Here is a 23,831-nt window from a genome sequence, read left to right as displayed (position 1 = left end):
ACGATCGCGAGTCGCACCGCCGCAGGCGCGTCCGCGTCCTCCGGACCAGTGAGTACTGGGCGTCGTGGCTTTCGGATCACGCCCCCGGGCGGCGGGGAGCGCCGGCTCCCGGCCCGGTCGCACGCACCCGCGACCGGTGAGGCGCCAAGTCGTTGACCCGATCCGCAGGTCCGGTGCGGCAGACTTCTTCGGTGACCACAAATGCGGCTCAACCACCACGAGACCGCGCGCTCGGGCGCGGCATCACGACCCTCATTCCGCAGGCCGCGACCGCCACCCCGGCGGAGCAGGCGGCCGCCGTGCTGGCAGGGATGCAGAGCGTTCCGGTACGGATCGGTGTGCTCCAGGCAGCTGTGGTGCTCCTGGAGGAACGGGTGCGTACGACGGAGGACGATGCGGAGCGCAGGGCGGCAGCGACGACCGTGGCCATGCTCCGTGGCGCGATCGGCCAGGCCGGCTGAGCCGTCGGCATGTCGACCCCCGGTACGGATCGCCGTCCGAGCGCTCAGTACAGGGTGCCTGGATGCTGAGCATGGCGGCTGGGCCGGTGGCCCGCTGCAGGCGGTGGCGCTGGGCCAGGTCGGATAGCGGGCGACTGTCCAGATGCTGCAGGTGGATATCGGGGCTGCCTGCCTCGCCCGTGGCATTTGATCAGCACCGGATAGCCTTTGTTCGCCGGTGTTTCCCAAGATCAGAGCGCGAGTACGATTCCCGTCACCGCGCCACGCAAAGGCCCCAGTCCGCGCCGGGCACCTCGTCGTCCGTTGTTTCGCGCCGAGCCCACCAAGCTGCCCCAAGCGTTCCCGCCGCATGCCCGAACCAGGGGAACGCAGCGGGAAACCAAGGGAATCCATGGGGACCCGACAGCGTGCTGTGACCAGGAACGTTCGCGCGGCCAGGCCCGCCCGGGTCTCGATGTGCGTTATGCGCTGAGCGACACCGGGGAGGGCACACGGCTGCGCACCCTCCCCGCCTCGCTCATGCGTGCCGACGCCGCTGCACGACCCCGGCCAGGCCGTCCACAATCAGGAAGCCGAGCAGGGTGACCCCCAGAACCGGCAGGGCCCAGCCCAGGGCGGCTGCAGCCGGGATTCCCAAGAAAAGGAGAGGCAACGGGAGTTCGCGCCATGTCCCGCGCGTCGGGGCCCTGCCGACCGTGGTGCGGCGATTGTCGCGGGTCGGGCGGCGTTGCCACCACATGCGGTAGCCCCACGTGATGGCGAAGAGAAGGCCGATGGCGATGGCAGCCAGCGCGATCTGGTTGGCGACGCCGAACAGGATCCCCATGTGCGCTGCGACGCCGAGCTTGGAGAGCTTGGCCGGCAACGGATGGTCCAACCACCTGTTGCGCGCGGTGACTTCGCCTGTCCGCGCATCCACGGCCACCTGGTCGAGGTGGACCGGCCACACCCGGTCGTCCTGCACGACCGACCACGCGTGGCCCTCATCGGTAGGTGGCGTGAGGATCACCACTCCGCCGAGGCCTGCGTCCCGAGCCGCGGCCAGGGCCACGTCGTAGCCGGCCACGTCGCTGTGCGCGGCTTCGTGCCGCGCGCCGTGCCCGGCGTGTTCTCCGCCGGCCTTCGCCGAGCCCTCGCCGGACGACGGCAGAGAGGTGTCCAGTGCGGGAGCGTGCGCGTGGACGGCGTCAAGCAGCGAGCCGAAGCGGTCTCCGGCGTAGTGGGACCAGGTCAGCCCGGTGGCGCTCAGGCCGAGCAGACCGATGGACAGCCACACCCCGGTCACGGCATGACGGCTGCGCGTGCGCCGAACGCCACTTGCGGAGCGGTCCGCAACGAGCACCCCGCGCACCGACTTTGCACGCTGCCCACGAGCCCGGCCCAGCCACAGCACCAGCCCACCGAGGACGAGCATCCAAAGCCAGCTGGCCGCCACCTCCGAATACAGACGACCGACCTCGCCCATGTGCAGGTTGCGGTGCAGGTCGTCGAACCAGGTCATCAAGGGGGTCTCGTCGAACCAGGTGATCAGCTCACCCTTGACCTCATTCGTGTACGGGTCGACAAAGACCGTTCGCTGTCTGTCGTCTTCCAGTCCCGGGACGTCAAGCACCACCCGGGTGGTGTCCTCGGCCGTGGGAGGAGTGACGACGTAGGCGAGCGAGCCCTCCGGGTGCGCGGTACGGGCCGCCTCGATCTGGTCCGTCAGCGAGTGCGGTTGCCCGGCTGTACGTTCCACCCGCAACTCGTCGCCGTAGACGAGCTGATCGAGTTGCGGGGTGACCGTGTAGGCGAGCCCGGTCAGCGCGGCCAGTAGCAGGAACGGGGCGACGAATACGCCCGCGTAGAAGTGCAGACGCCGAAGCAGCGCCCACACACCGTGCCGAGACCGGGAGGGTCCGGCGTCGCCGGAGGGTAGCGGTACCGGTGCTTCTGCGGTCACGGTCGCCGTGGACCGACGTGGATCGTCTGGCAATGCGGGCATGCGAAAGCTCCCTGGATGCGCCCGTCAGCGGAAGCTGGGGGGCGCGTAGGCGAAAGTCGTCCGGTGAACGCCGCCGGATGGCGGAGTGGCGTGAACATCGGCCCGACCTCGCTCCGTACGAGCGCACACCGCATCACCGCACGACAGGTTTCGGTGCCGTGCGCACGATGCGAGGGATCAGGTCAGGCCGGGACCGGCCAGGGTGGACCACGCCGCGGACGGCCACGCGCGAGCAGGAGACCGTGGGGAATCAGCACGGTGAGCGGGCCGCGCAGGCGGGGGTGCGACACACGCACAGGCACAGGGGCGACCCGGAACAGCAGAGTCGGCATGATCAGGGCGGCCAGCCGCCCGAGCAGCCGTTCCCCGTGGACGAGGCAGGCAGAGACACCCAGAGCGGCCACACCGTGCGTCACGGTCATGCTCGCGTGCATCGCGTGCCCGCCGTCGTGGCTCATGCTCATGTGCGCCGACATCGAGCCCTGCGGCATGGATGGCTTCATGGCCGGCATCGACGCGTAGTGAAAGACGAGGTGCAGGACGAACTGGGCGAAGCCCACGGTGAGGACAGTGGTATCGAAGCGACGCCGTGGACCGGACAGCGCCGCCCCGATCGCGGCCAGCACGACGAACGCGCCGGTGAGCCAGTCCGTCCCGGGAAGACGCCCGCCCGCCAGGAAGTGGCTGAGGCCACCGAGCAGCAGGGACGACACAGCGCACAGCAGGCCGCCGGACGCCCGCCTCACGATCCTCCCTGGTCCTTGCACCGGGACAACCTACCCACGCGACGTGCAAGCCCAACCCGAGCGGCCACGGATCCCAGGTGCACCACCAGGGCGGGCCCAGGACGCGGCGCGCCCACTGCGTGTCGGTCGACGGCACGACCGATGATCCGATGATGGAAACAACTCAGATGCCGGTACCGCCGTCGATACTCTCTCGAATGATGTCTGCGTGACCGGCGTGCCGAGCGGTCTCCTCGATCATGTGGAGCAGGACCCACCGCAGATTCCGGTCCACGAGGTCGGAGCGGCTGCATGGAGCCTCCAGCGCCAGGCCTGCGACGATTTCCCGCGAGATGGCCACCTGCTCCTCGAAGAAGGCCGTCCAACGCTTCACCGTGTCCTGCTCGTCGACACGGAAGTCCTCGTCCTGCCAGTCCTGGACCTCCGCTTCGGGCCACTCACCGGGGAGTGTCCGCCCGGCGACGATGACCTGGAACCACCGCCGCTCCCAGAGCGCGGAGTGTTTGAGCAGGCCCATCAGGGACAGCGAACTCACCGTCGGCGTCATGCGGGCATCCTTGTCGGAGACACCCTCGACCTTCCGAAGCAGATCGGCGCGCTGCTTGTCGAGAAAGCCACAGAGAGCTTCCCGCTCGGTAGATGTCGAGAACTGATTGGCTGTCATGGCGCGGACGCTACCGGATCACGAGGCAGCCCCGACCGGCGGTTCCCAGGAGGCCTTGGTGCGTGGCCATGGACAGTCGAAGTACCCCGAAGGCTCATCGGTCGAGAAGGCCCTGCCGACGTGAGGCATCGGTGAACGCATGGAGCAAGCAGTGTCTTCCATAGAGCAACAGGGATGTCGCGGTGTTTTCGGATATGCCGAGGACGTCCGCGATCTCCGTGGGGGAGAAGTCTTCGGCGTCCGCGAGATGGACAATGATCGCCAATTCCTGAGGGAGTCGTCGAAGGGCGGCCTTCACCTCCTGGTCGGGCAGCCACTCCAAGGCCTGCGCGTCCGGCATCCCGGGCTCACGGAACCTAGGGTGGTGCTTCTCCGTGGGGCGGCGGCAGGGACACGCTGTCGAGGAGTTTGAGCGTGGCGGACGGTGCCACTCGCCTGTTGTGTGGAAGGCACTGTCGGCCAGGAGTTGGAACAGCCAGACCTTCCGGTCCGTTCCGGCGGTCAACGCCCCGAACACGCGGAAAGCTTGGAGATACGTCTTCTGAACCAGGTCCTCGGCATGCGCGCCAGCGTGCGTCATGTGCGTCGCGGCCATGTACAACCGGTCCAGGAACGGCATGACCTCGCATTCGAATCGTACGAGGAGTCCGGCTGGATCCGTTGCTGCTGAGTCAGGGCCGTTCGGGGTGGCGGGGCTTCGCGGGATGGGGATGTGGGTGCCGGTGTCGTCGCCGGTGGGGGTATGTCGCTTCATAAGGGTTTGAGGGCTGTTCGTCGTTGCGATCCCGCGGACCGGCAGAGAACCCGCCAATGGAGCCGGCAAAGACCGTCTGGGCAGAGCCAGAGCCAGAGCCAGAGGAAGGGGCAGGGCCAGGGGGCGGGGGTGGCCGAGCGGACCTGAAGTCCGGTCGCTCGACCACCCCGCCGGGCCGGCGCCTGCAGGGGTTCAGGCGCCGCTGGCTACCGCAGGGAGCGGAAGCCCGTGCGGACCTCGTTCACGAAGAGTTCCGGCTGCTCCCAGGCCGCGAAGTGGCCGCCCTTGGGGAGCTTGTTGTAGTGGATGAGGTTGGGGTAGGCCTGCTCCGCCCAGCTCTTGGGAGCCTGGTAGAGCTCGTCGGGGAAGACACTGACGGCGACCGGGAGCTTGACTCCCTTCGAACCGAAGAACGGCGTCTTGTTCTCGGCGTAGAGACGGGCCGCGGAGACCGCCGTGTTCGTCAGCCAGAACAGCGTGATGTTGTCCAGGACGTCATCCCGGGACAGCCCCTCACTCACTCCGTTGAAGGACCGGGTGATCAGGGCCAGACTCGCCTTGTCGTGGTCGAGCATGAAGGCCGCCAGGCCGACCGGGGAGTCCGCGAGCCCGGTCAGCGACTGCGGGCGCGAGCCCATCATGTAGGCGTAGTAGACGTGCCGGTAGACGAAGTCCAGCTGTTCGACGGCCGCCTTCTCCTCGTCATTGGCGAGAACGATGTCGGACGGCAGCGGGTCGCCGGTGATGATGGCCTGCTCGATGGCGGGCGGAATCACCTTGGGCATGTTGGTGTGGATCCCCACCAGGCCTTCGGGCTCCTGTACGCCCATGAGGTCGGTGACGACCGCGCCCCAGTCGCCGCCCTGCGCGACGTACTTGGTGTAGCCGAGGCGCTTCATCAGCTCACCCCAGGCGCCGGCTATGTGCTCGGGGTCCCAGCCCTTCGCGGACGGCTTGCCGGAGAAGCCGTAGCCGGGCATCGACGGGATCACCACGTGGAACGCGTCCGAGGCGTCGCCACCGTGGGCCGTCGGGTTCGTGAGCGGCTCGATGATCTTCAGCTGTTCGATGATCGAACCCGGCCAGCCGTGCGTGACGATCACCGGCAGAGCGTTCTCGTGCTTCGAGCGGACGTGGATGAAGTGGATGTCCAGCCCGTCGATTTCGGTGATGAACTGCGGGTAGGAGTTCAGCCTCGCCTCGACCTTGCGCCAGTCGTACTCCTTGGCCCAGTACCGCGCCAGTTCCTGAATGGTGGCGAGCTGGGTTCCCTGGGACTGGTCCTCGACGGTCTCCTTCTCGGGGAAACGCGTCGCCTCGATGCGCGCCCGCAGATCCTCAAGCTCCGCCTCGGGGAACTCGAACGTGAACGGCCGGATCGCCGTCGATGCGGAAGTGTCAGACATGTGGAAAGTGCTCCTTGCTGTGGTCAGCGGCTCCGTGCCGCAGGCGATCCACAGTGGACGGGGTCGGCACGCGTCGCCCCGGGGGAAATCCCGGGGATATCCCCCGGGGCCGGACCCCGGGGGCGGGCCCGGACCCGCAGAACTCCAAAAAACACCCCAAGGGGAATAAAGTCACATAACGGGACAAATTGCTTGATTAGGGAGACCGGTCCATGGGTGTGCACGCCGTCGATTCGCAGGTGGTACTACGCGGCCGGGGCCAGGAGATGGCTGCATTGGATCGGGTCCTGGCTACAGCGCAGGGCGACAGCAGTGCGGTGCTGGTGCTTCGCGGCGCGCCGGGTATCGGTAAGACCGCGTTGCTGGACTACGCGGCCGGCCGTGCCGACGGGTTCCGCACCGTCGCCGTCGCGGGCATCGAGTCGGAGATGGAGCTCCCGTATGCGGGCCTCCACCAGCTGTGCGCGCCCTTGCTGGGCCGGCTCGGCGAGCTGCCGGCACCCCAGCGCAATGCGCTGTCCGTCGCCTTCGGACTCCGGGAGGGCGGGCCGCCGCAGCGCTTCCTGGTGGGCTTGGCGGTGCTGAGCCTGCTGGCCGGCGCTGCCGTGGACCAGCCCGTGGCCTGCCTCGTCGATGATGCGCAGTGGCTTGATGACGGGTCGCTGCAGGCGCTGGCGTTCGTCGCCAGGCGTTTGGTGGCCGAACCAGTGGCTTTGATCTTCGCCCGGCGGGATTCCGCCGGTGATCGTGAGCTGGCAGGCCTGCCGGAACTGATCGTCAAGGGGCTGAGGGCGCCCGAGGCGCGTGCCCTGCTGGCATCGGCTGTCCGCGTGCCGTTCGATCCGCTGGTGCGGGAGCGGATCGTGGCCGAGGCGCACGGCAACCCGATGGCTCTGCTGCAGCTGCCGCGCGCGCTCACGCCTGCCGAGCTGGCGGGCGGCTTCGGGCTGCCCAGAGGAGGCCCCGTGGCCGACTGCATCGAGATCGTCCTCCACCAGCGGTTCCAGACGCTGCCGGAGGAGAGCCGGCGGCTTCTGATGACCGGCGCGGCCGAGCCGACCGGAGACGTGGCCCTGTTGTGGCGCGCGGCCGGCCTGCAAGGGATTTCCGGGGACGCCGCCACGGCGGCCGAGGCCGCGGGCCTGATCGAGTTCGGCTCACGCGCAAGGTTCCACCATCCCTTGGTGCGCTCGGCCGTGTACCAGGGGATGTCCGCACCGCAGCGCCGGGCGGCGCACCAGGCGCTGGCGGAGGCCACCGACCCTCACCTCGACCCCGACCGCAAGGCCTGGCACCGCGCTCATGCGGCCGCCCGGCCCGAGGAGAGCGTCGCCTTCGACTTGGAGCGCTCGGCCTGCCGCGCCCAGAGCAGGGGAGGTGTTGTCGCGGCGGCGGCATTCCTACGGCGGGCTGCCGAGCTGACGCCCGATCCCGCGCGCCGCATCACCCGGGCGCTGGCCGCCGCCCAGGCCACGATCGATGCCGGCGGGGTCGATCAGGCCCACTGCATCCTGGCTGCGGCGGAGGCCGGTCCCCTCGATGACCTGCAGCGCGCCCGTCTGGAGCGGCTGCGAGCCCGGCTGGTGTTCTCCGAGGTGCGCAGTGGTGACGCACCTCGTCGCCTGCTCGACGCCGCGCACCGGCTGGCGCCGCTGGACGCGGCCCTCGCCCGTGACACCCTGCTGGAGGCGACAGGCGCGGCGATCTCCGCGGGCCGTCTCAGTGAGGGGCCCGGGCTGCGGGAGGTGGCGGAGGCCGTCCGCGCCGGACCGCCGCCGTCGGCGCCGCCGCGGATGGTCGACGTCCTCCTGGACAGCTTGGCCGACTTGATCATCGACGGGAACGCGGCCGGCGTCGACGCCCTGAAGCATGCACTGCATGTCGTTCAGCAGGAGCAGAGATCCGGCGCGTCGGACGCGGACAAGCGTTGGTTGTGGTTGGCGTTCCGGGTCACACCCGAGCCCCTCGCGCCGGAGCTGTGGGACGACGAGGCGTGGTACGAGCTGGCAGCGGGTGCCGTCGCCGTCTCCCGCGAGGCGGGGGCGCTCGCGATCCTCCCGATGGCGCTGACCTACCAGGCGTGCTCCCACGTGCACGCCGGCGAATTCGACACTGCGGCGGCTCTGATCGACGAGGCCACGGCGATCTCGGATGCGGCAGGCGGCGTACCCATGATGTACACGTCACTCGTACTCGGCGCCTGGCGAGGACAGGAGTCCCAGGCACTGGGCCTCATCGAGGCCACCATCAAAGAAGTGCGCGCCCGGGGTGAGGGACGCGCTCTCGCCCTCGCCGAGTACGCGACCGCACTCCTGCACAACGGCCTCGGTCACTACGATGTCGCGCTGGCGGCCGCGACGCGTGCATGCCAGTACGAAGATCTAGGTATCTTCGGATGGGCACTGATCGAATTGATCGAGGCGGCTGTCCGCAGCGGGCAGCCAGAGGTCGCCGCGGCGGCGCTGGGCAAGCTCACCGAGCGCACCGGTGCGAGCGGCACCGACTGGGCCCTGGGCGCCGAGGCCTGCTCGCGCGCACTGCTGAGCGACGACCAGGCCGCCGACGCTCTCTACCAGGAGGCGATCGAGCGTCTCGGACGCGGCCGGATCACCGTTTCTCTGGCCCGCGCCCACCTGCTGTACGGCGAGTGGCTGCGCCGCCGGAACCGTCGCCAGGACAGTCGAACGCAACTGCGCACCGCCTACGAGACGTTCAGTCGGATCGGTGCCGAAGGGTTCGCCGAACGCGCTCGCAGAGAGCTTCTGGCGACCGGTGAAACCGTACGCAAGCGGACGGTTGACACGCTCGCCCAACTCACCAGCCAGGAAGCCCAGATCGCCGGGCTGGCCAGAGAGGGGAAAACCAACGGCGAGATCGCCGCCCAGCTCTTCATCAGCTCACGCACTGTGGAATGGCACCTCGGCAACGTGTTCACCAAGCTCGGAGTCAGCTCCCGCAGGCAACTGCGCTCGGTGTTGTCCCCACCGAACCGGCGACACTGAGCCGCTTCGAGGCACTGATGCAGGCGCGGTAGGCGTCGCGCCGGGCCTCGTCTCGCCGACGCGCGCAGCGGTTCAGGGCGCAGTCGCGGGGTGGGCGCGAGTGCGCCGCCTTCGTCAAACTGCGAGTTCCCGTCACCCCCGGTGTCGGAGGAGTCCCCATCATGACCGTGATACTAATACCGGTATAAGTATTGGGTCGACGCGCTGCGGGGAGACGAACACATGGTGGAGATCAAGACCGATGCCGCATTGGACGCGATGCGGGAAGCCGGGCGTGTGGTGGCCCGCGCCTTGGCCGCCGTCCGAGAAGCAGCCGGCGTGGGGGTGTCCCTGCAAGAACTGGACGAAGCGGCCCGGTCAGTTCTGGCCGAGGCCGGAGCCGGCTCCCCGTTCCTCGGATACCGGCCGTCCTTCGCCCCGGTCGCATTCCCGGCCGTGATCTGCACGTCCGTCAACGACGCCGTGTCGCACGGCATCCCCAGCGGCTACCGGCTGCGCGACGGCGACCTGGTGAGTATCGACTGCGGCGCTCAACTCGACGGCTGGACGGGCGACGCGGCCATCACCTTCACCGTCGGAACGCCCCGCCCCGGCGACCTCGATCTGATCGACGCCACCCAGCAAGCCCTCGACGCCGGCATTGCCGCCGCCCAGGCGGGAAGTCGCATCGGCGACATCTCCCACGCCGTCGACACCGTCGCGCGCAAGGCCGGTTGCGGCATGCCCGCCGACTTCGGCGGCCACGGCATCGGCCGCCGCATGCACGAAGACCCTCATCTCCCCAACCGCGGCCGCCCCGGCCGTGGCTTCCCCCTCCGCCATGGCCTGGTCCTCGCCATCGAACCCATGCTCATGGCCGGTGGGCAGAACACGTACCGCACCGACATCGATGGCTGGACCCTGCGCACCACCGACGGCAGCAGGGCCGCCCACATCGAGCACACCGTCGCCATCACCGACCAGGGCCCCCGCATCCTGACTCTGCCCTGACGTTCTCCGGACGCCGCCGTATCCGGGACCGGACTGTTCGATGCCCGGCACGCCCCAACCGTTGCGCTCATGTCGCGCCGAGGTCGCATCCCGCCGGGCAGGCGGGGGCGGCGAAACCGGTCCAGCACGATGACGCAGCCGCAGTCGGTGACCCACGCCGCTCAAACTCCGATGGCGTCAATCGAAACTCACCGCACAGGACAGTCACACCAGGAGGACTCGTTCACCGAGGAGTTGGAAACCGCCCCCTCCCCGGTCGGCAGACCAGCCGTCCGGGGCGCGCGGGCAGCGCGAAGAGGCGGGCGCCGACGCGGAGAAGCCGCCGACGAAGTAGCAGGCCTCGCCCCCGCCGAGGCCGGTTCGGGAGACCGGTGTCGGCGAGCGCGGTGCCGATCCGTACGGACAGCAAGGGCCGATGCGGGCTGACAGCCGTGGCTCGCTCTCCGTCGGCGTGTGATGTGGCCGCGAACAGCGAGGGTGCTCTGCGGGCTGCGGCGGTACGTGGTCAGTCGGCGAACGGATTGAGCCCGCGTACGTCTTCGGCCTGCACCACGTCGGAAGTGTCGGGTCGTTGTACCTTGACCGGTACGTCGTAGTCGTCGATGTCGACCAGTACGGGCACGTCCCGGACCTCGAACTCGATGCGGCGAGGTTTCGGTGTTCCTGCCTTCGGCACCTCGACGACCACCTCGCCGTCCTCATGCGTGTGCGTGAGCGACACGCGCCGCTCCCCTTTCTCCGTGCGGGGTCTGCTGTGTTCGGCGCTGGTCACCGAGGCAGGCACGTCCGCGTACGCCCGGTCCATCCGGCACAGGGACAGGGCGATGTTTGCCTCGGTCAGCTCGGCGGCCGATGACTCCACGTACTTCCCGCGCGCCGTCGCGGCCGCATCCTTGGCCGCGTCCACCGCGTCGGGCCCCATGTACCGCGCGGTCTCGATGGAGCTGCTCAGCCCTTTCTCGTCGAACGCCGACCAGGCACGGTCACCGATGACGACGAACTCGGTGGTGGCACCAAGGTTCCGGTAGCTGCCGACGCAATTGCCCTGCCGGTCGACGTGCAGGTCGACAAGGGTGTTCACCTCGTCCCTGACCTCCCCCTCGAGGCCAAAGGACCGGTATCCCTTGAACAGCGTCAGCGCTTCGGTCATTCGTTGCGCATCGCTCACAGACCGCGCCGGTGACGGCTTGCCCTCCGCGTTCCCTCCGCCGGAGCCCCCGCACCCAGCCAGTCCGCCCGCCGCGACCACGGTGCACACCATCACCGCCCACGTTCTCCGCGTCACCGATTTCAATGCCCTCACCACATGTCCCTGATCGCCGACGCCCGGCGAGCGGCTCAGCATCCCACCACACCGGCCGGCGGCCGTCCCCGGGTACGGACCACGCGTGACACCTATCCACATGCGTGCGATCACGCTGTTCGCTGACACGGCAGGGGGATCTGGATTGGTCGGCGTAGGTGGTCGTGCTGCGGGGTGCTTCGGTCCTGTGCGGGAGCGTCGGCGGCCCGGTCCGGGCGGAACGTCTTGGCGTGCGGCCGGGATCACCGTCCGGATTCGTACCTGCGCGTGAGGCATCCGCCGCAGACGCCAACTCGCTTGCTGCCCGCGGCGGACGTCGTCGCGGAACGGGTACGACGTGCTGCCCGCCGGACAGCAGGAGAGTGACCGGCACCGTGGCTCAGCCGACGGGAGCGAGAACGATCAGGCCAGCAGACCGCCGGTGTGTCGGTCCTCGGCGAGCATCCGCCAGGAATGCCCGGCCGTTGCGAACGCCTCCGGGTCGACCGCCTCCACCAGCTCGTCGACCACGCTGATCAGCAGCACGTGCGGATCGAACACCTCCCAGGCGTCGGCCCTGCGCGCGTCGTCCACGTCGTGCCACGCGGCGCGCAGCCGCTCGTACGTCCAGAGCGCGTACAGCAGTGCCGACAGGTCCTGGTGGAGATAGGCGGCGGGCCCGCCTTCGTCGTACCAGTCGGGCAGCTCCAGCCGGCCGGTGGCGCCGTCGAGGGCGACCGGGAGGTCGTGCGGCCACCAGCCGATCGCGACGTAGTCGCGCTGGTACCCCCGCCCCTCCTCCGCCTCGGCGCCGTTTCCGAAGGAGTCCGGGTGCGCCTGCGCCATGGTGACCAGCGGGTCATCCTCTTTGACCCCGAACATCTCACTGCCGAGCGGCAGGCCCACCTCCGTGAGGAGCCGCCTGGTCGGCCCGTGGGAGAGCACGGCCGGCAGCTCCTCCGGCCGGTAGCGCCGCACTCGCCCCTCGCCGGTCAGCGCGGCGATCTCCTCGACCAGGTCGGCGCCGAACTCGTAGGAGAGACCGCCTGCCTCCGTGCCGGGCAGCGCGCCCCAGGCCAGCGAGGCGACCAGCAGCGCGGTACCCCAGTGCGCCGGCGGGTTCTGGGCCGTCCGACCGAACAGACCCGGGTCGATCTCCCGCATCCGGCGCTCGACGCTCCCCGCCATGGCGGCGGCCGCTGCCGCACCCCGATGCCCGTCACCCGCCCCCCGCTGTCCGGCGTCCCGGGTCACAGCCTCGGTCTCGCGGATCAGCCCGGAGAGCGCAGGAAGGTCCGAGGCCAGCAGGTCGCGCCGCACCTTCCCGTCCGCCCGTGCGGCGAGATGGACCTCCCCCGTGACGCCGTCCAGCAGCACCCGGCTGCCGCAGTATTGCGTCTCGCCGAGGACGAACAGCGGCCCCGTATCGCCCTGCTGACGGCTGTCGGGCCAGGCCGGCGCCTCCAGCAGGCCCGCTCCCGGCCTCGCGAAGTCCAAGAACGCCGCCGCCTCCGGCAGCCCCTCCGAGACCAGGAACTCCCGGCTCACTCCATGCGTCAACCCCGCCGGCAGGTCCGTCTCCCGCACCCGCCCGCGCGCCGCCGTCCCGCCGCTCTCCATCGCCGTCCCGTCTCCCCGCACCGACGCCCCCACATTCCGAGCGCCCCGACCCTACCGTTGCCGCACCGGCGGAATCCGGGGACGGCAGGCATTCGGGTCGGAAGCAGTCACGCTCGGGCGCTCATGGACTGGTCCTGTCTCGCCAACGGACGGAAGCGGAAAGCGACGCCCTGCCAGGGTTGTTCACTGTGGGGACGATGGCTGTCCTCTCCGATGCCGCACGTGGATACGTCTACATCCGCGACCTGCGGAAGGTCCGACTCCGGTCGCAACGCCGGGTCACTGCCACAGGACCGCAGGGCAGAGGTCTTGGAGCGTGTCGTGGATGACGTGCTGGAGAGCGGAAAGGAAATGCACCGCAGCACCACGAGCACATCGAAACCGGACCGGGCCAACCCTTCAAAGCGTGCGCGACGCCGACGTGCGGCGACGAACGAGGCGACTGTCCCCGACCGGCAGACCCAGAAGCCCACGGCCGGCACCGGCATCAGGGCCGGTGGCTGCGGCCAGGGCTACCGGACCGGCGGCGCGGGGGACGCTGCTGCTGGAGAACGGCACAGCGATGGCCCGCCCGCTGCACGACCCGCACACCCCCTCGGTCACCGACGCAAGAGCCCCCGAGCCGTCGCAACCCGCCTCCGACGGTCCTCCCGAGCCAGGCGGAGCGGCCGTGGGCTGTTCCTGGTTCGCGCGGCCGCCTCCGACTTCGGGGCCCGGCGCCGGGAGGGTCGGCAAGACCGTGTGGACGGCGGCTCCCCGGGCCCCTGACCGCCGGCTCCTCGACGGCCGGTGCTTCAGCCGTCGGCTCCACGGTCGGGTGACTCGAAACGGGGTCGCGGGCGCGCAGTGCATGGGACCGCCGTCATCGCAACTCGTCCAGGGCGCGGCGGCAGGCGTCCGGGTTCTCCCGCCAGTAGCGCCAGCTGCTCCCGTCCGTCAGGACAGCGGCGAGTGCGTCCTCCGGGCGCAGCCGCTCACGTCCCACGACCTCGCGGACGATCACGGTTGCAGCCGTCAGACCGTCCCTGCCGCCCTCGCAGAGATGCCCGAGGGCGGCCTCAGGGCGGTCGGGGGCCGTTGCACGGGTGGACTCCACCAGCGGCTGCAACCACCTGGCCCACCGGGTGTAGCCTCCCTCTCCCGGTCGCTCCGCCGACTCCAGCAGAGGCCCGAGCGCGCGGGCTAGACGCCCGCGAAAGCTTGCCGCATCCTCCGTGACCCAGGGGTGTTCGGCGGTGAAGTGAGGCCAACCGGTCTCCACGTCCAGCTCGTCGAGCCACCAGGTACCGGCCGGCCTCACCCCCTCCGCACCGCTGAGCACGAAGGCGTCCCGTACCAGTTCGTAGGAGGGCGGGGTGTGTTCCGCCAGCAGGACCGCGTCGTACAGGTCCTTGCCCTGCGGATACGCGTCGGTGACCAGCCACAGCAGCTTCCAGGCCAGCGACAGAGCGGGGGAGACGGCCGGTATCCGGCAGCCGGGACCGTCACCCAGCGGCCGGAGCCCGGTCAGTTCGGCCGGGGCCGGCAGGGGCTCGTGGAACACCACGTCCAGCTGTACCGTGCCACCGGGAACGCCCGACGCGGTCCACGGCAGCAGCATGCGGCGGCCCGGAACCCGGTCGTACGTCCAGATGTTCTCGGTCACCATGGCGGCCGCGTCGATGCGGACGGCGCCGCGCGCGGCTGTCTCGGCGTCCCGGGCGATCGTGTCGAACAGGCCCACGGTGCGGCGGCCGTCCATGGCCCAGTCCTGAGGTACGACGAGGAAGTCCAGGTCGCCCGGATCACGGGCCGCATCCCCGAACCAGGTGGCCATCAACACGCTGCCGCGCAGCACCAGATGACGGGCCCAGGGACCCTCCGCGACGGCCGCGAGCACCGTGTCGAGTACGGTCCGCCGCGCCCGGTGCCAGGCCTGGCTCGTCGCGGCATCCTCGAAGTGCGGCTCCCCGGCCCGGTAGGCGTTGGCGAACTGTTTCAACGCAGGTTCGAAGACCGCGGGGTGATGCATACCGGCGGGGGCCGGCAGCAGCGTTGCGGGGAGATCCGCGTGCCGCCGTGTCGCGTCGTCGAGGGGCGCGTGCGGGATGTGTGGGGAGCCGGCCCACAGCCTCGTCCAGGAGGAGGCATCGCCGGCGGAGGGCGTCATGATGAAGGCTCCCGAGCAGAGGTGCGGCTTGGTCCGCCCTGTCCGAGGCGGCAGTTGGAGTTCAGGCGGCTGTGAGCGCCTGACGACAGCATAGGTTCCCAGGCCGTACGGGAAGTTCCCGGACCCGGGTCCGGCATTCGTGCCGGAGCGATGCGCGACGGCCTCGGAACGGCCGAAACCCACTCCGGCTACCTGCTTGTCCCAGTTGCGTGTGCGCGAACCATTGACACTCTCCCCGACCCCTCACTACGGTCACGCCAGAATTTCGAACGGGTGACGAAATATCGAACGCCCTAGGAGCTAGAGGAGTTACGCGAGCCCCAGGAGCAACAACCTTGCCGCTCAAGGGAATCGGCTGATCGTCCGGCAGTGACGAATGGGCGCGCTCAGTGATTCGAACCTTGTCCGATATACCGAACGCTCGATGGGATCCACCCCCTGTCGGGCCAACTCCCGCCGCTTCCCTCGTACTCCGGAGGATCGATCATGCGCACGACCCGTACACGTACTGCAGCAGCCGCCCTGACAGCCGTTGCGCTGTCCCTCTCACTTGCTGCCTGCGGGCAGAGCAGCGCCGGCGGCAGCAAGGAGGAGAAGGCGGGTGGCAAGGGCTCCACCATCGGTATCGCCATGCCGACGAAGTCGTCGGAGCGCTGGATTGCCGACGGCCGCAACATGGTCGCCGAGTTCAAGAAGCTCGGCTACAAGACCGATCTGCAGTACGGCGAGGACGACGTCGACCAGCAGGTCTCCCAGATCGAGAACATGATCACCAAGGGTGTGGACGTCCTGGTCATTGCGGCGATCGACGGCCGCGCGCTGAGCGACGTCCTGCGGCAGGCGGGGGAGCAGAACATCAAGGTCATCTCCTACGACCGCCTCATCCTCGGCAGCCCGGACGTCGACTACTACGCCTCGTTCGACAACGAGAAGGTCGGCGAACTCCAGGCCGGTTACATCGTCGACAAGCTCGGTCTGGAGTCCGGCTCCGGGAAGGGGCCGTTCAACATCGAGCTCTTCGCGGGATCGCCGGACGACAACAACACGCGCTACTTCTTCCAGGGCGCCTGGAAGACCCTCAAGCCGTACATCGACAAGAAGCAGCTCGTCATCCGCAGCAAGCAGACGAAGCTGGACCAGATCACCACCCTGCGCTGGGACGGTGGCACCGCACAGAAGCGCATGGACGACCTGCTGACCAGCGCCTACTCGTCGGCCGAAGTGGACGCCGTGCTCTCCCCGTACGACGGCATCTCCATCGGTATCATCTCGGCGCTCAAATCGGACGGCTACGGCACGAAGTCGAAGCCCTACCCGGTCGTCACCGGCCAGGACGCCGAGGTCGCCTCCGTGAAGTCGATCATCGCGGGACAGCAGACCCAGACCGTGTACAAGGACACCCGGGCCCTCGCCAAGCAGGCGGTCCAGATGGCCGATGCCGTGCTCCACGACAAGAAGCCCGAGGTCAACGACACCACGACGTACAACAACGAGAAGCTCGTCGTGCCGTCCTTCCTCCTGGACCCGGTCAGCGTCGACAAGACCAACTACCAGGCGGAGCTGGTCGATTCGGGCTACATCAAGGAGAGCGACCTCCGATGACCGCTCCGGTCCTCGAAATGCGGTCCATCGTCAAGACCTTCCCGGGTGTCAAGGCGCTCTCGGATGTCTCCCTGACCGTCGCGGAGGGCGAGGTACACGCCCTCTGCGGGGAGAACGGCGCCGGTAAGTCGACCCTGATGAAGGTCCTCAGCGGAGTGCACCCGCACGGAAGCTACGAGGGCGAGATCCGATTCCGTGGCGAGCGCTGTGCGTTCAAGGACATCCGCGCCAGCGAGGCACGCGGCATCGTGATCATCCACCAGGAACTCGCCCTGGTGCCGTACCTCTCCATCGCGGAGAACATCTTCCTCGGCAACGAACACGCCAGCCGCGGCTTCATCAGCTGGAACGAGACGCTGCGGCACGCCGCCGCCCTCCTGGAACGGGTCGGGCTGCGTGAACACCCGCAGACCAGGGTCGCGGACATCGGAGTCGGCAAGCAACAGCTCGTCGAGATCGCCAAGGCCCTCGCCAAGAAGGTCGAACTGCTGATCCTCGACGAACCGACCGCTGCACTCAACGACGAGGACAGCGCCCAGCTCATCAGCCTCATCAAGGAGCTGAAGGGTCAGGGAATCTCCTCGATCATCATCTCGCACAAGCTGGGCGAGATCGCGGCGGTCGCCGACTCGGTCACCGTCATCCGCGACGGCCGTACCGTCGAGACTCTCGACGTGCACGCCGAGGCGACCACCGAGGACCGCATCATCCGCGGCATGGTCGGACGCGACCTCGACCACCGCTTCCCCGAACGGACCAGGTACGAGGGTGATCCGGGCGCCCACCCCGCCCTGGAGATCCGCGACTGGACCGTGCACCACCCCATCGACCAGCACCGCAAGGTCGTCGACCACGCCCGGGTCGAGGCCCGGCGGGGCGAGATCGTGGGCATTGCCGGCCTGATGGGCGCGGGACGCACCGAACTGGCGATGAGCGTCTTCGGGCGCACCTACGGCCACAACATCAGCGGCAAGGTCTTCAAGGACGGCAAGGAGATCCGTACCCGCACCGTCCCGGAGGCCGTCCGGCACGGCATCGCCTACGTCACCGAGGACCGCAAGCAGTACGGCCTCAACATCATCGACACCATCGGCCGCAACATCACCCTCAGTGCCCTCGGCAAGGTGGCGCGGCGGGGCGTCGTCGACGAGCACGAGGAGACCCGGGTCGCGGAGTCGTACCGGAAGTCCATGAACATCAAGGCTCCGACCGTCTTCGAGCAGGTGGGCAGGCTTTCCGGCGGCAACCAGCAGAAGGTCGTCCTCAGCAAGTGGATCTTCGCCGGACCCGACGTGCTGATCCTCGACGAACCGACCCGCGGCATCGATGTAGGCGCCAAGTACGAGATCTACACCGTCATCGACCGGCTCGCCGCGGAAGGCAGAGCAGTCGTGCTGATCTCCTCCGAACTGCCCGAACTCCTCGGCATGTGCGACCGCATCTACACCATGTCGGCCGGCCGGATCACCGGCGAACTCCCGCGCGCGGAGGCCACCCAGGAGGTCCTGATGCGCCATATGACCAGCGACAAGAGGTAGCAGGAAATGGCCCAGGCCCCCACCGAGACACCGCAGCGCCCGACGCCGGCCACAGCGGCAGTGCCCGCGACCACCGGCACCCTCCTGCTGGACGCGGCCCGCCGCAACATGCGCCAGTACGGGATGCTCATCGCCCTCGGACTGATCGTCGTGCTCTTCGAGATCTGGACCGACGGCGTCCTTCTCAAGCCCAACAACGTCACCAATCTGGTGCTCCAGAACAGCTACATCCTCGTCCTGGCCATCGGCATGATGATCGTCATCATCGCAGGCCACATCGATCTGTCGGTCGGCTCGCTGGCCGCCTTCGTCTCGGCCGCCTGCGCCGTGATGATGGTCGAACAGGATGTGCCATGGGTCCTCGCCCTGGTCCTGGCCCTCGTCGTCGGAGCGGTCGCCGGAGCGTGGCAGGGCTTCTGGATCGCGTACGTCGGAATCCCGTCGTTCATCGTCACGCTGGCCGGGATGCTGCTCTTCCGCGGCGGTACCCAGATCCTCCTCGGCAGCCGTTCGCTCGGCCCGTTCCCCGAAGGCTTCCAGAAGATATCCACCGGCTACCTCCCGGAGGTCGGTCCGCACACCAACTATCACAATCTCACCCTCCTCATGGGGCTCGCGCTCCTGGCCTTCGCCCTGATCCAGGAGGTCCGCGACCGGCGACGGCAACAGCGGTACGGACTCGACGTCCTGCCCAGGAACCTCTTCCTCGCCAAGTGCGTGGCCATGGGCGCGGCGGTCCTCGCCTTCACGATGACCCTGGCCAGCTACCGAGGCGTCCCGGTCGTCCTGCTCCTCCTCGCCGTACTGCTCATTGGCTTCGGCTACGTCATGCGCAACGCGATCGTCGGACGCCACGTGTACGCGCTCGGTGGCAACCGGGCAGCAGCGAAGCTGTCCGGGGTGAAGGACCAGCGCGTCACCTTCCTGGTCTTCGTGAACATGGGGGTGCTCGCCGCCCTCGCCGGTGTCGTCTACGCGGCCCGCCTCAATGCAGGCGTCCCTCAGGCCGGAACCAACTTCGAACTGGAGGCCATCGCCGCCGCGTTCATCGGCGGCGCCTCGATGAGCGGCGGCGTCGGCACGGTCTTCGGCGCCATCATCGGCGGGCTGGTGCTCGGTGTACTCAACAACGGGATGTCGCTGGTAGGCGTCGGCACCGACTACCAGCAGGTCATCAAGGGTTTCGTCCTCCTTGCCGCGGTCGGGTTCGACGTCTACAACAAGCGCAAGGCCGGCTCCTGACCTGACCGGGCCTGTCGCTCGAAAGGTCCACCTCCACGCACGACCAGCAACCCGCAGGCCCTCGTCGCCACGCAACAGCCCGGCGACGAGGGCCTGAACAGTTGGGCGCACACCTTCACCGTCATTGGCATGGACCTGACGATGGTGCTGCATTACAGTCTGTCGCGGCACACTCTGAGAGCGCTCTCAGGTGAGAGGTCTCGGACGTCTGCTGTTCCTCCCCCACCAATGTCGGAACAACAGAAGGGTCCATTCCCTTGAGACGTACGACAGTGTTACGCACCGGTCTGTCCGCCATACTTCTGCTCGGAGCCTGGGCGACGGCCGGCATCGCCCCCGCCTCCGCTGCGGATGCCCCTTCCGCGGCATCCGCGACCGCCTCCGGCTTCACCCCCGCTTCCACCGCCAAGGCGCCGGCCTCGGCCGGCCTGCTGTCCGCGATGCAGAAGGACCTCGGCCTGACGGCGAGTCAGGCAAAGGCGCGCCTGGCCGCCGAGAGGACGGCAACGGCCGTACAGGGAAAGGCCCGACGGGCGGCAGGACCGGCGTACGGCGGTTCCTGGTTCGATCCGGCAACGGGCAGGCTCACGGTCGCAGTCACCAGTGACCAGAAGGCCGGTGCCGTACGCGCGACGGGTGCGGCAGTCAAGCTGGTGGCCCACAGCGCTCGTCAGCTCGATGCCGCCAAGGCGCAGCTCGACGCGCTTTCCGCGCCCGACGGTGTCGCCGGCTGGCACGTCGACCCGAAGGCCAGCCGGGTCGTGGTGAACGTCGTTGCTTCGTCGGAGGATGACAACGATGTCCGCGCGTTCGTCGAGCAGGCCCGCAAGGCCGGACCGGTGCTCGTGCGGCGGACCTCCGAAGCACCGAAGACCTTCTCCGCCGGGACGGTCGGCGGCGACCCGTACTACACGGGCAACGTGCGGTGTTCCATCGGCTTCTCGGTGTACGGCGGTTTCGTCACGGCCGGCCACTGCGGCCAGGCGGGCGCCGGCGTCAGCGGATGGGACGGCTCGTACATCGGCAACTTCCAAGGGTCCTCCTTCCCGGGCGACGACTATGCCTGGGTCAGCGTGGGCAACGGCTGGTGGACCGTGCCGGTGGTCCTCGGCTGGGGCACCGTCTCCGACCAGTTGGTCCGCGGTTCCGCGGAGGCTCCCATCGGTGCCTCCATCTGCCGCTCCGGCTCCACGTCCCACTGGCACTGCGGGAATGTGCTGGCGACGAACGAGACCGTCAACTACAGCCAGGGCGCCGTGTATCAGATGACCAAGACGAGCGTGTGCGCCGAGCCGGGCGACTCGGGCGGCTCGTTCATCAGCGGCGACCAGGCGCAAGGCGTCACTTCGGGCGGCTGGGGTAACTGCAGCAGCGGCGGTGAGACCTGGCACCAGCCGATCAACGAGATCCTCAACCGGTACGGGCTGACGCTGCACACGGCCTGACACCTGCGGCGGTACGACGTCGACACGTCGGCGGAGTCGTACGCCATGTTCCCCGCCGGCTCCGTGCCCCGTCTCCGAGGCCTGCCGCGACGGACTCACCACCGGGTCCTGTCGCGGCAGGCCTTCGGTGCGAGTAGCCGGTCGACCCGGCGCGGACCTCACGAAGGCCTCCTGCACAGCCTTGGGTCGAACGGACCTGCCCGACCCGCCTGACCGGTCGGATCCGATGTCGCCGCCGTGTCGACGGCAGGGATCACTTTTATGAGGCTATAAAGAGTGTTGATCTGTACTAGGGTTGGGTTCATCTGCTGATCGACCGACTGAGTCGGCAGATGCGCAGGTGTGTGGGGAGGGACTTGATGCTGGCTGTGGATGTGAGGGCCTCGCTCCGTGCCGGCCGGACCGTCGAGGACGGTGCCGCCCGTTGGTGGCGTTTCTCGGCCCAGACCGTGGCCCGGCACGGCGACTTCCTGCTGGCCTTCGTGGACGGCGGTGTCTGCGTCGGTGCGTACCGGATCGTCGATTCCGCGCCCGATGCCGGCGAGGGCGGCAAGTACGCCTTCGACCTGACTCCGGCCGCCCGCTTCCAGTGGGCTCTGGGGCAGCGGCTCCCGTTGCCCCCGGGGCGCAATCCCGCCCGTATCCTCACAGGCCAGCACCTGCGCGAGTTCCTGGACGCGGCCCCCTACCGCCCTTCCGGCAGCGACCGGGACTGACACCGAAGGAGCAAGCGCCGTATGGCCAGCAAGCCCGACCCCGTCGACGCCCTGCTCAAGTCCGGGCCACGCCGCACCCAACTGCCCGAGCCCGCCGAGCGGGCGCGCCTTCGCACCGGCTACGGGCTCACTCAGGCGGAGATCGCCGAAGCGCTAGACGTCACCCGGACGACGGTGGCCGGGTGGGAAGCCGGCCGCAGTGAGCCTCAGGGCGCAACCCGGGCCGCGTACGCGAAGCTGCTGGACGGCATCGCGGCCCAACTGGCCGCCTTGGCCGAAGCACCGGCCGCTCCTCACGTGCCGACCGGCGCGCCGGAGGCAGCGGAGGTCGGTGCCGTGCCGGGCATGCCGGCTGGGGAGCGGGCTCCCGGAAGCAGGAGCACCACGGACAGGGCCATGGGGGACGGGGCGGACGCGTCCGCGCCGTATCGGCCCGCGGCCGAAAGGGCCACCGGCCCCAGCAGGCCCGCTGCTCCCAGGCAGCCCATGTCCCCCGGAAGGCAACCTGCCTCCGCCTCATCCGCCTCGGGGACCTCCCCCGATGCCCGGTTCGTGAACGGACCGCTGGCCGTGCTGGACGGTGACGGATCCGCCTACGCTTTTGGCGGCCTCGTCCTGGACTGCCCGGCCAGGGACATCCCCTCCCTCGTCGACTGGACGCTCGCCGAGGCGAACCTCGGCGCTGCTCGTCTGCATCGCAACGGCAGGGACGCCGACTCCTTGGTCGTGCTCACCGAGTCCGCGGCCGCCCGTTTCGGCCTGCCTGCCGAGCTGACTGACCGCCGCACGCTGCGTCTGCCCGAGGACCACAAGGTGGTCAAGCAGATCTTGAAGGCGGGGTGGCGGTTGACGCGGCGTGGGTTCGGACCATGGGTGCGGATCTACCGTCCGGTTCAGGGTGGCCGACGTCAGTGTGTGCAGCTGGCGATCCTGCCGTGGGGCGCGCTGGATTCCAGAGCCTGGGGCAGTGCCGATCAGCTCCAGCCGGCCGCGCTGGCCCAGGTGCTGGGCACGTACGCGGCCCGCGTGATCACTCCGTGCGGTTCGGCGGCGGTGGCGGGGCTTGAGCTGATGACCGCGCTGCGCCCACCGACTCGTGCGGTGCCGGACGAGGCGTCCGGCGGGTGGACGTCGGGGCCGGTGCCCGGTTCGCTCACCCACCCGGTCGATCCAGCGCCGCCCGAGGCACCTGATGAGCATCCCGTGGTTGCCGCGTTGTACCCCCGTGGCCATGTGCGTACGCACGACGAGGTCCTGGACGAGGAGGCGTTCGACTGGTTCCGGGATCCGCAACTGCTCACGGACGGGGAGTGCGTCAAGAGTTTCGCGGTCGGCATCGATGTGAACACCGCCTTCCTTGCCGCCGCGAACCGCCTGATCGTCGGTCTCGGGGAACCGGTCCACGTCACCACACCGGTCTTCGACAAGAAGGTGCCGGGCTGCTGGCTGGTCGATCTCTCCGGGATCGCCCTGGATCCGCGCCTGCCGTCCCCGTTCACCCCGCACGGTTCCCCACCCACGGGCCCCGCCTGGTACGCGACACCCACTGTCGCGTACGCCGCCGAACTCATCGGTACACAGGGCCTCGACGCGCGGATCCAGCCGACCGAGGCCTACATCCGCCCCGAGGCCGGTCCGTATCTGGATCCCTGGTACAAGGTCCTGGCCGAGGCGTACAAGGAGACCATGGCCGACCTCGGTGTCGGTTCCGGGATGGCGGAGGACGACTTCCTGACCGCGATGGAGGGCCACAAGCAGTCCGCGCCGGGACCGGTGGCGGTGCTGTCGGCGATCAAGGCGACGGTCAAGGGAGGGATCGGGAAGCTGAGGGAGCGGCCGCAGGGGGCGAAGTACCGCTCGGGCGAGCCGTGGTCCGCCCTGGCACGCCCGACCTGGCGGCCCGACATCCGCGCCGCGGTCATCTCGACGGCCCGCGTGAACATGCACCGCAAGATGGTCAAGCTGGCCACGGCGGCCGACCTGTTCCCGATCGCGGTCCTGTCGGACTGCGCGGTCTATCTGTCCGACGGCCCCTCGCCGTTGGACTTCCTGCCGCACACCCCCGACGGCAGGCCGCTGCCCGGTGGATTCCGCCTCGGGGTGAGCCCCGGCATGGTCAAACACGAAGGCACCCAGGACCTGATGTGGGCTGTCAAGATGCTCGACCAGGGCCACAATCCTGCCCGCCACATCAAGGGCACCGACGCCGCGGCAGACGGAGAGTAGGAAA

At 69.1% G+C, this 23,831-nt stretch carries 17 protein-coding genes; 9 read left to right on the top strand and 8 right to left on the bottom strand.

The genetic code is table 11. The annotated features are described in order from the left end of the window. Positions 1-191 precede the first annotated feature (191 nt). Entirely contained in the window at positions 192-461 is a 270-nt protein-coding gene (locus OG963_RS06090; protein WP_030933512.1) for a hypothetical protein, read from the top strand. Positions 462-978: 517 nt separating this feature from the next. Here OG963_RS06090 and OG963_RS06085 read toward each other — a convergent pair. From OG963_RS06085 to OG963_RS06065, 5 genes are all read right to left on the bottom strand, one after another. Continuing rightward, positions 979-2,445: a PepSY domain-containing protein gene (locus OG963_RS06085; RefSeq protein ID WP_319739752.1), complete on the bottom strand. Its 1,467-nt coding sequence runs from the start codon at positions 2,443-2,445 to the stop codon at positions 979-981. A 182-nt stretch (positions 2,446-2,627) separates the two neighbouring features. After that, positions 2,628-3,191: a hypothetical protein gene (locus tag OG963_RS06080; protein ID WP_093770628.1), complete on the bottom strand. Its 564-nt coding sequence runs from the start codon at positions 3,189-3,191 to the stop codon at positions 2,628-2,630. A gap of 163 nt (positions 3,192-3,354) precedes the next feature. Beyond that, complete coding sequence (locus OG963_RS06075; protein WP_093770630.1) at positions 3,355-3,855, bottom strand: DinB family protein; 501 nt, start codon at positions 3,853-3,855, stop codon at positions 3,355-3,357. 94 nt (positions 3,856-3,949) lie between these two features. Next, entirely contained in the window at positions 3,950-4,474 is a 525-nt protein-coding gene (locus OG963_RS06070) for a sigma factor-like helix-turn-helix DNA-binding protein (RefSeq protein ID WP_176902044.1), read from the bottom strand. 341 nt (positions 4,475-4,815) lie between these two features. Beyond that, a complete protein-coding gene (locus tag OG963_RS06065) occupies positions 4,816-6,015 on the bottom strand; it encodes an epoxide hydrolase (RefSeq protein ID WP_319739750.1) in 1,200 nt (399 codons plus the stop codon). Between the two features lie 212 nt (positions 6,016-6,227). On the opposite strand from OG963_RS06065, the gene OG963_RS06060 reads away from it, so the two are divergent. Both OG963_RS06060 and map read left to right on the top strand, forming a co-directional pair. Further along, entirely contained in the window at positions 6,228-9,017 is a 2,790-nt protein-coding gene (locus OG963_RS06060) for a LuxR C-terminal-related transcriptional regulator (protein WP_371798610.1), read from the top strand. Between the two features lie 222 nt (positions 9,018-9,239). Next, positions 9,240-10,007 carry a type I methionyl aminopeptidase gene (gene map / locus OG963_RS06055; protein ID WP_371798609.1) on the top strand — a complete coding sequence of 256 codons (768 nt, stop codon included), beginning with the start codon at positions 9,240-9,242 and terminating at the stop codon, positions 10,005-10,007. Between the two features lie 505 nt (positions 10,008-10,512). Here map and OG963_RS06050 read toward each other — a convergent pair. The 3 genes from OG963_RS06050 to OG963_RS06040 form a co-directional block, all read right to left on the bottom strand. Further along, on the bottom strand, positions 10,513-11,157 hold the full coding sequence (locus OG963_RS06050) for a hypothetical protein (RefSeq protein ID WP_093770638.1): 645 nt from the start codon (positions 11,155-11,157) through the stop codon (positions 10,513-10,515). A gap of 555 nt (positions 11,158-11,712) precedes the next feature. Beyond that, positions 11,713-12,909, bottom strand: a complete 1,197-nt coding sequence (locus OG963_RS06045; protein ID WP_371798608.1) for an SUKH-4 family immunity protein — start codon at positions 12,907-12,909, stop codon at positions 11,713-11,715. Between the two features lie 862 nt (positions 12,910-13,771). Next, positions 13,772-15,058, bottom strand: a complete 1,287-nt coding sequence (locus OG963_RS06040; RefSeq protein ID WP_093929286.1) for a nucleotidyl transferase AbiEii/AbiGii toxin family protein — start codon at positions 15,056-15,058, stop codon at positions 13,772-13,774. 486 nt (positions 15,059-15,544) lie between these two features. Between OG963_RS06040 and chvE the strand changes: the two genes are divergently transcribed. From chvE to OG963_RS06010, 6 genes are all read left to right on the top strand, one after another. Further along, entirely contained in the window at positions 15,545-16,660 is a 1,116-nt protein-coding gene (gene chvE, locus OG963_RS06035; protein ID WP_093770648.1) for a multiple monosaccharide ABC transporter substrate-binding protein, read from the top strand. Next, on the top strand, positions 16,657-18,198 hold the full coding sequence (mmsA, locus tag OG963_RS06030; protein WP_030933479.1) for a multiple monosaccharide ABC transporter ATP-binding protein: 1,542 nt from the start codon (positions 16,657-16,659) through the stop codon (positions 18,196-18,198). The genes chvE and mmsA overlap by 4 nt, the downstream gene beginning before the upstream one ends. A 6-nt stretch (positions 18,199-18,204) precedes the next feature. Further along, on the top strand, positions 18,205-19,440 hold the full coding sequence (mmsB, locus tag OG963_RS06025; protein ID WP_093770650.1) for a multiple monosaccharide ABC transporter permease: 1,236 nt from the start codon (positions 18,205-18,207) through the stop codon (positions 19,438-19,440). Between the two features lie 257 nt (positions 19,441-19,697). Then, the gene (locus tag OG963_RS06020) at positions 19,698-20,885 is read left to right on the top strand and encodes a S1 family peptidase (RefSeq protein WP_176902046.1); all 1,188 of its coding nucleotides are present in this window, start codon (positions 19,698-19,700) and stop codon (positions 20,883-20,885) included. A gap of 359 nt (positions 20,886-21,244) precedes the next feature. Then, positions 21,245-21,601 carry a hypothetical protein gene (locus tag OG963_RS06015; RefSeq protein WP_030933473.1) on the top strand — a complete coding sequence of 119 codons (357 nt, stop codon included), beginning with the start codon at positions 21,245-21,247 and terminating at the stop codon, positions 21,599-21,601. A gap of 21 nt (positions 21,602-21,622) precedes the next feature. Continuing rightward, positions 21,623-23,827: a helix-turn-helix domain-containing protein gene (locus OG963_RS06010; RefSeq protein ID WP_371798607.1), complete on the top strand. Its 2,205-nt coding sequence runs from the start codon at positions 21,623-21,625 to the stop codon at positions 23,825-23,827. The last annotated feature ends 4 nt before the right edge of the window (positions 23,828-23,831 follow it).

The organism is Streptomyces sp. NBC_01707, assembly GCF_041438805.1.
Lineage (GTDB): Bacteria > Actinomycetota > Actinomycetes > Streptomycetales > Streptomycetaceae > Streptomyces.
The sequence above is the reverse complement of the archived record's forward strand: the minus strand, read 5'-3'. Positions and strand labels throughout refer to the sequence as shown.

Excerpts from the sequence above, each read along its gene's own strand:
- map (WP_371798609.1), top strand. The coding sequence starts at position 9,240 with ATGGTGGAGATCAAGACCGATGCCGCATTGGACGCGATGCGGGAAGCC.
- OG963_RS06040 (WP_093929286.1), bottom strand. The coding sequence starts at position 15,058 with ATGACGCCCTCCGCCGGCGATGCCTCCTCCTGGACGAGGCTGTGGGCC.
- mmsB (WP_093770650.1), top strand. The coding sequence starts at position 18,205 with ATGGCCCAGGCCCCCACCGAGACACCGCAGCGCCCGACGCCGGCCACA.
- OG963_RS06085 (WP_319739752.1), bottom strand. The coding sequence starts at position 2,445 with ATGCCCGCATTGCCAGACGATCCACGTCGGTCCACGGCGACCGTGACC.
- OG963_RS06070 (WP_176902044.1), bottom strand. The coding sequence starts at position 4,474 with ATGCCGTTCCTGGACCGGTTGTACATGGCCGCGACGCACATGACGCAC.
- OG963_RS06010 (WP_371798607.1), top strand. The coding sequence starts at position 21,623 with ATGGCCAGCAAGCCCGACCCCGTCGACGCCCTGCTCAAGTCCGGGCCA.
- mmsA (WP_030933479.1), top strand. The coding sequence starts at position 16,657 with ATGACCGCTCCGGTCCTCGAAATGCGGTCCATCGTCAAGACCTTCCCG.
- OG963_RS06060 (WP_371798610.1), top strand. The coding sequence starts at position 6,228 with ATGGGTGTGCACGCCGTCGATTCGCAGGTGGTACTACGCGGCCGGGGC.
- OG963_RS06065 (WP_319739750.1), bottom strand. The coding sequence starts at position 6,015 with ATGTCTGACACTTCCGCATCGACGGCGATCCGGCCGTTCACGTTCGAG.
- OG963_RS06050 (WP_093770638.1), bottom strand. The coding sequence starts at position 11,157 with ATGACCGAAGCGCTGACGCTGTTCAAGGGATACCGGTCCTTTGGCCTC.
- chvE (WP_093770648.1), top strand. The coding sequence starts at position 15,545 with ATGCGCACGACCCGTACACGTACTGCAGCAGCCGCCCTGACAGCCGTT.
- OG963_RS06045 (WP_371798608.1), bottom strand. The coding sequence starts at position 12,909 with ATGGAGAGCGGCGGGACGGCGGCGCGCGGGCGGGTGCGGGAGACGGAC.
- OG963_RS06075 (WP_093770630.1), bottom strand. The coding sequence starts at position 3,855 with ATGACAGCCAATCAGTTCTCGACATCTACCGAGCGGGAAGCTCTCTGT.
- OG963_RS06015 (WP_030933473.1), top strand. The coding sequence starts at position 21,245 with ATGCTGGCTGTGGATGTGAGGGCCTCGCTCCGTGCCGGCCGGACCGTC.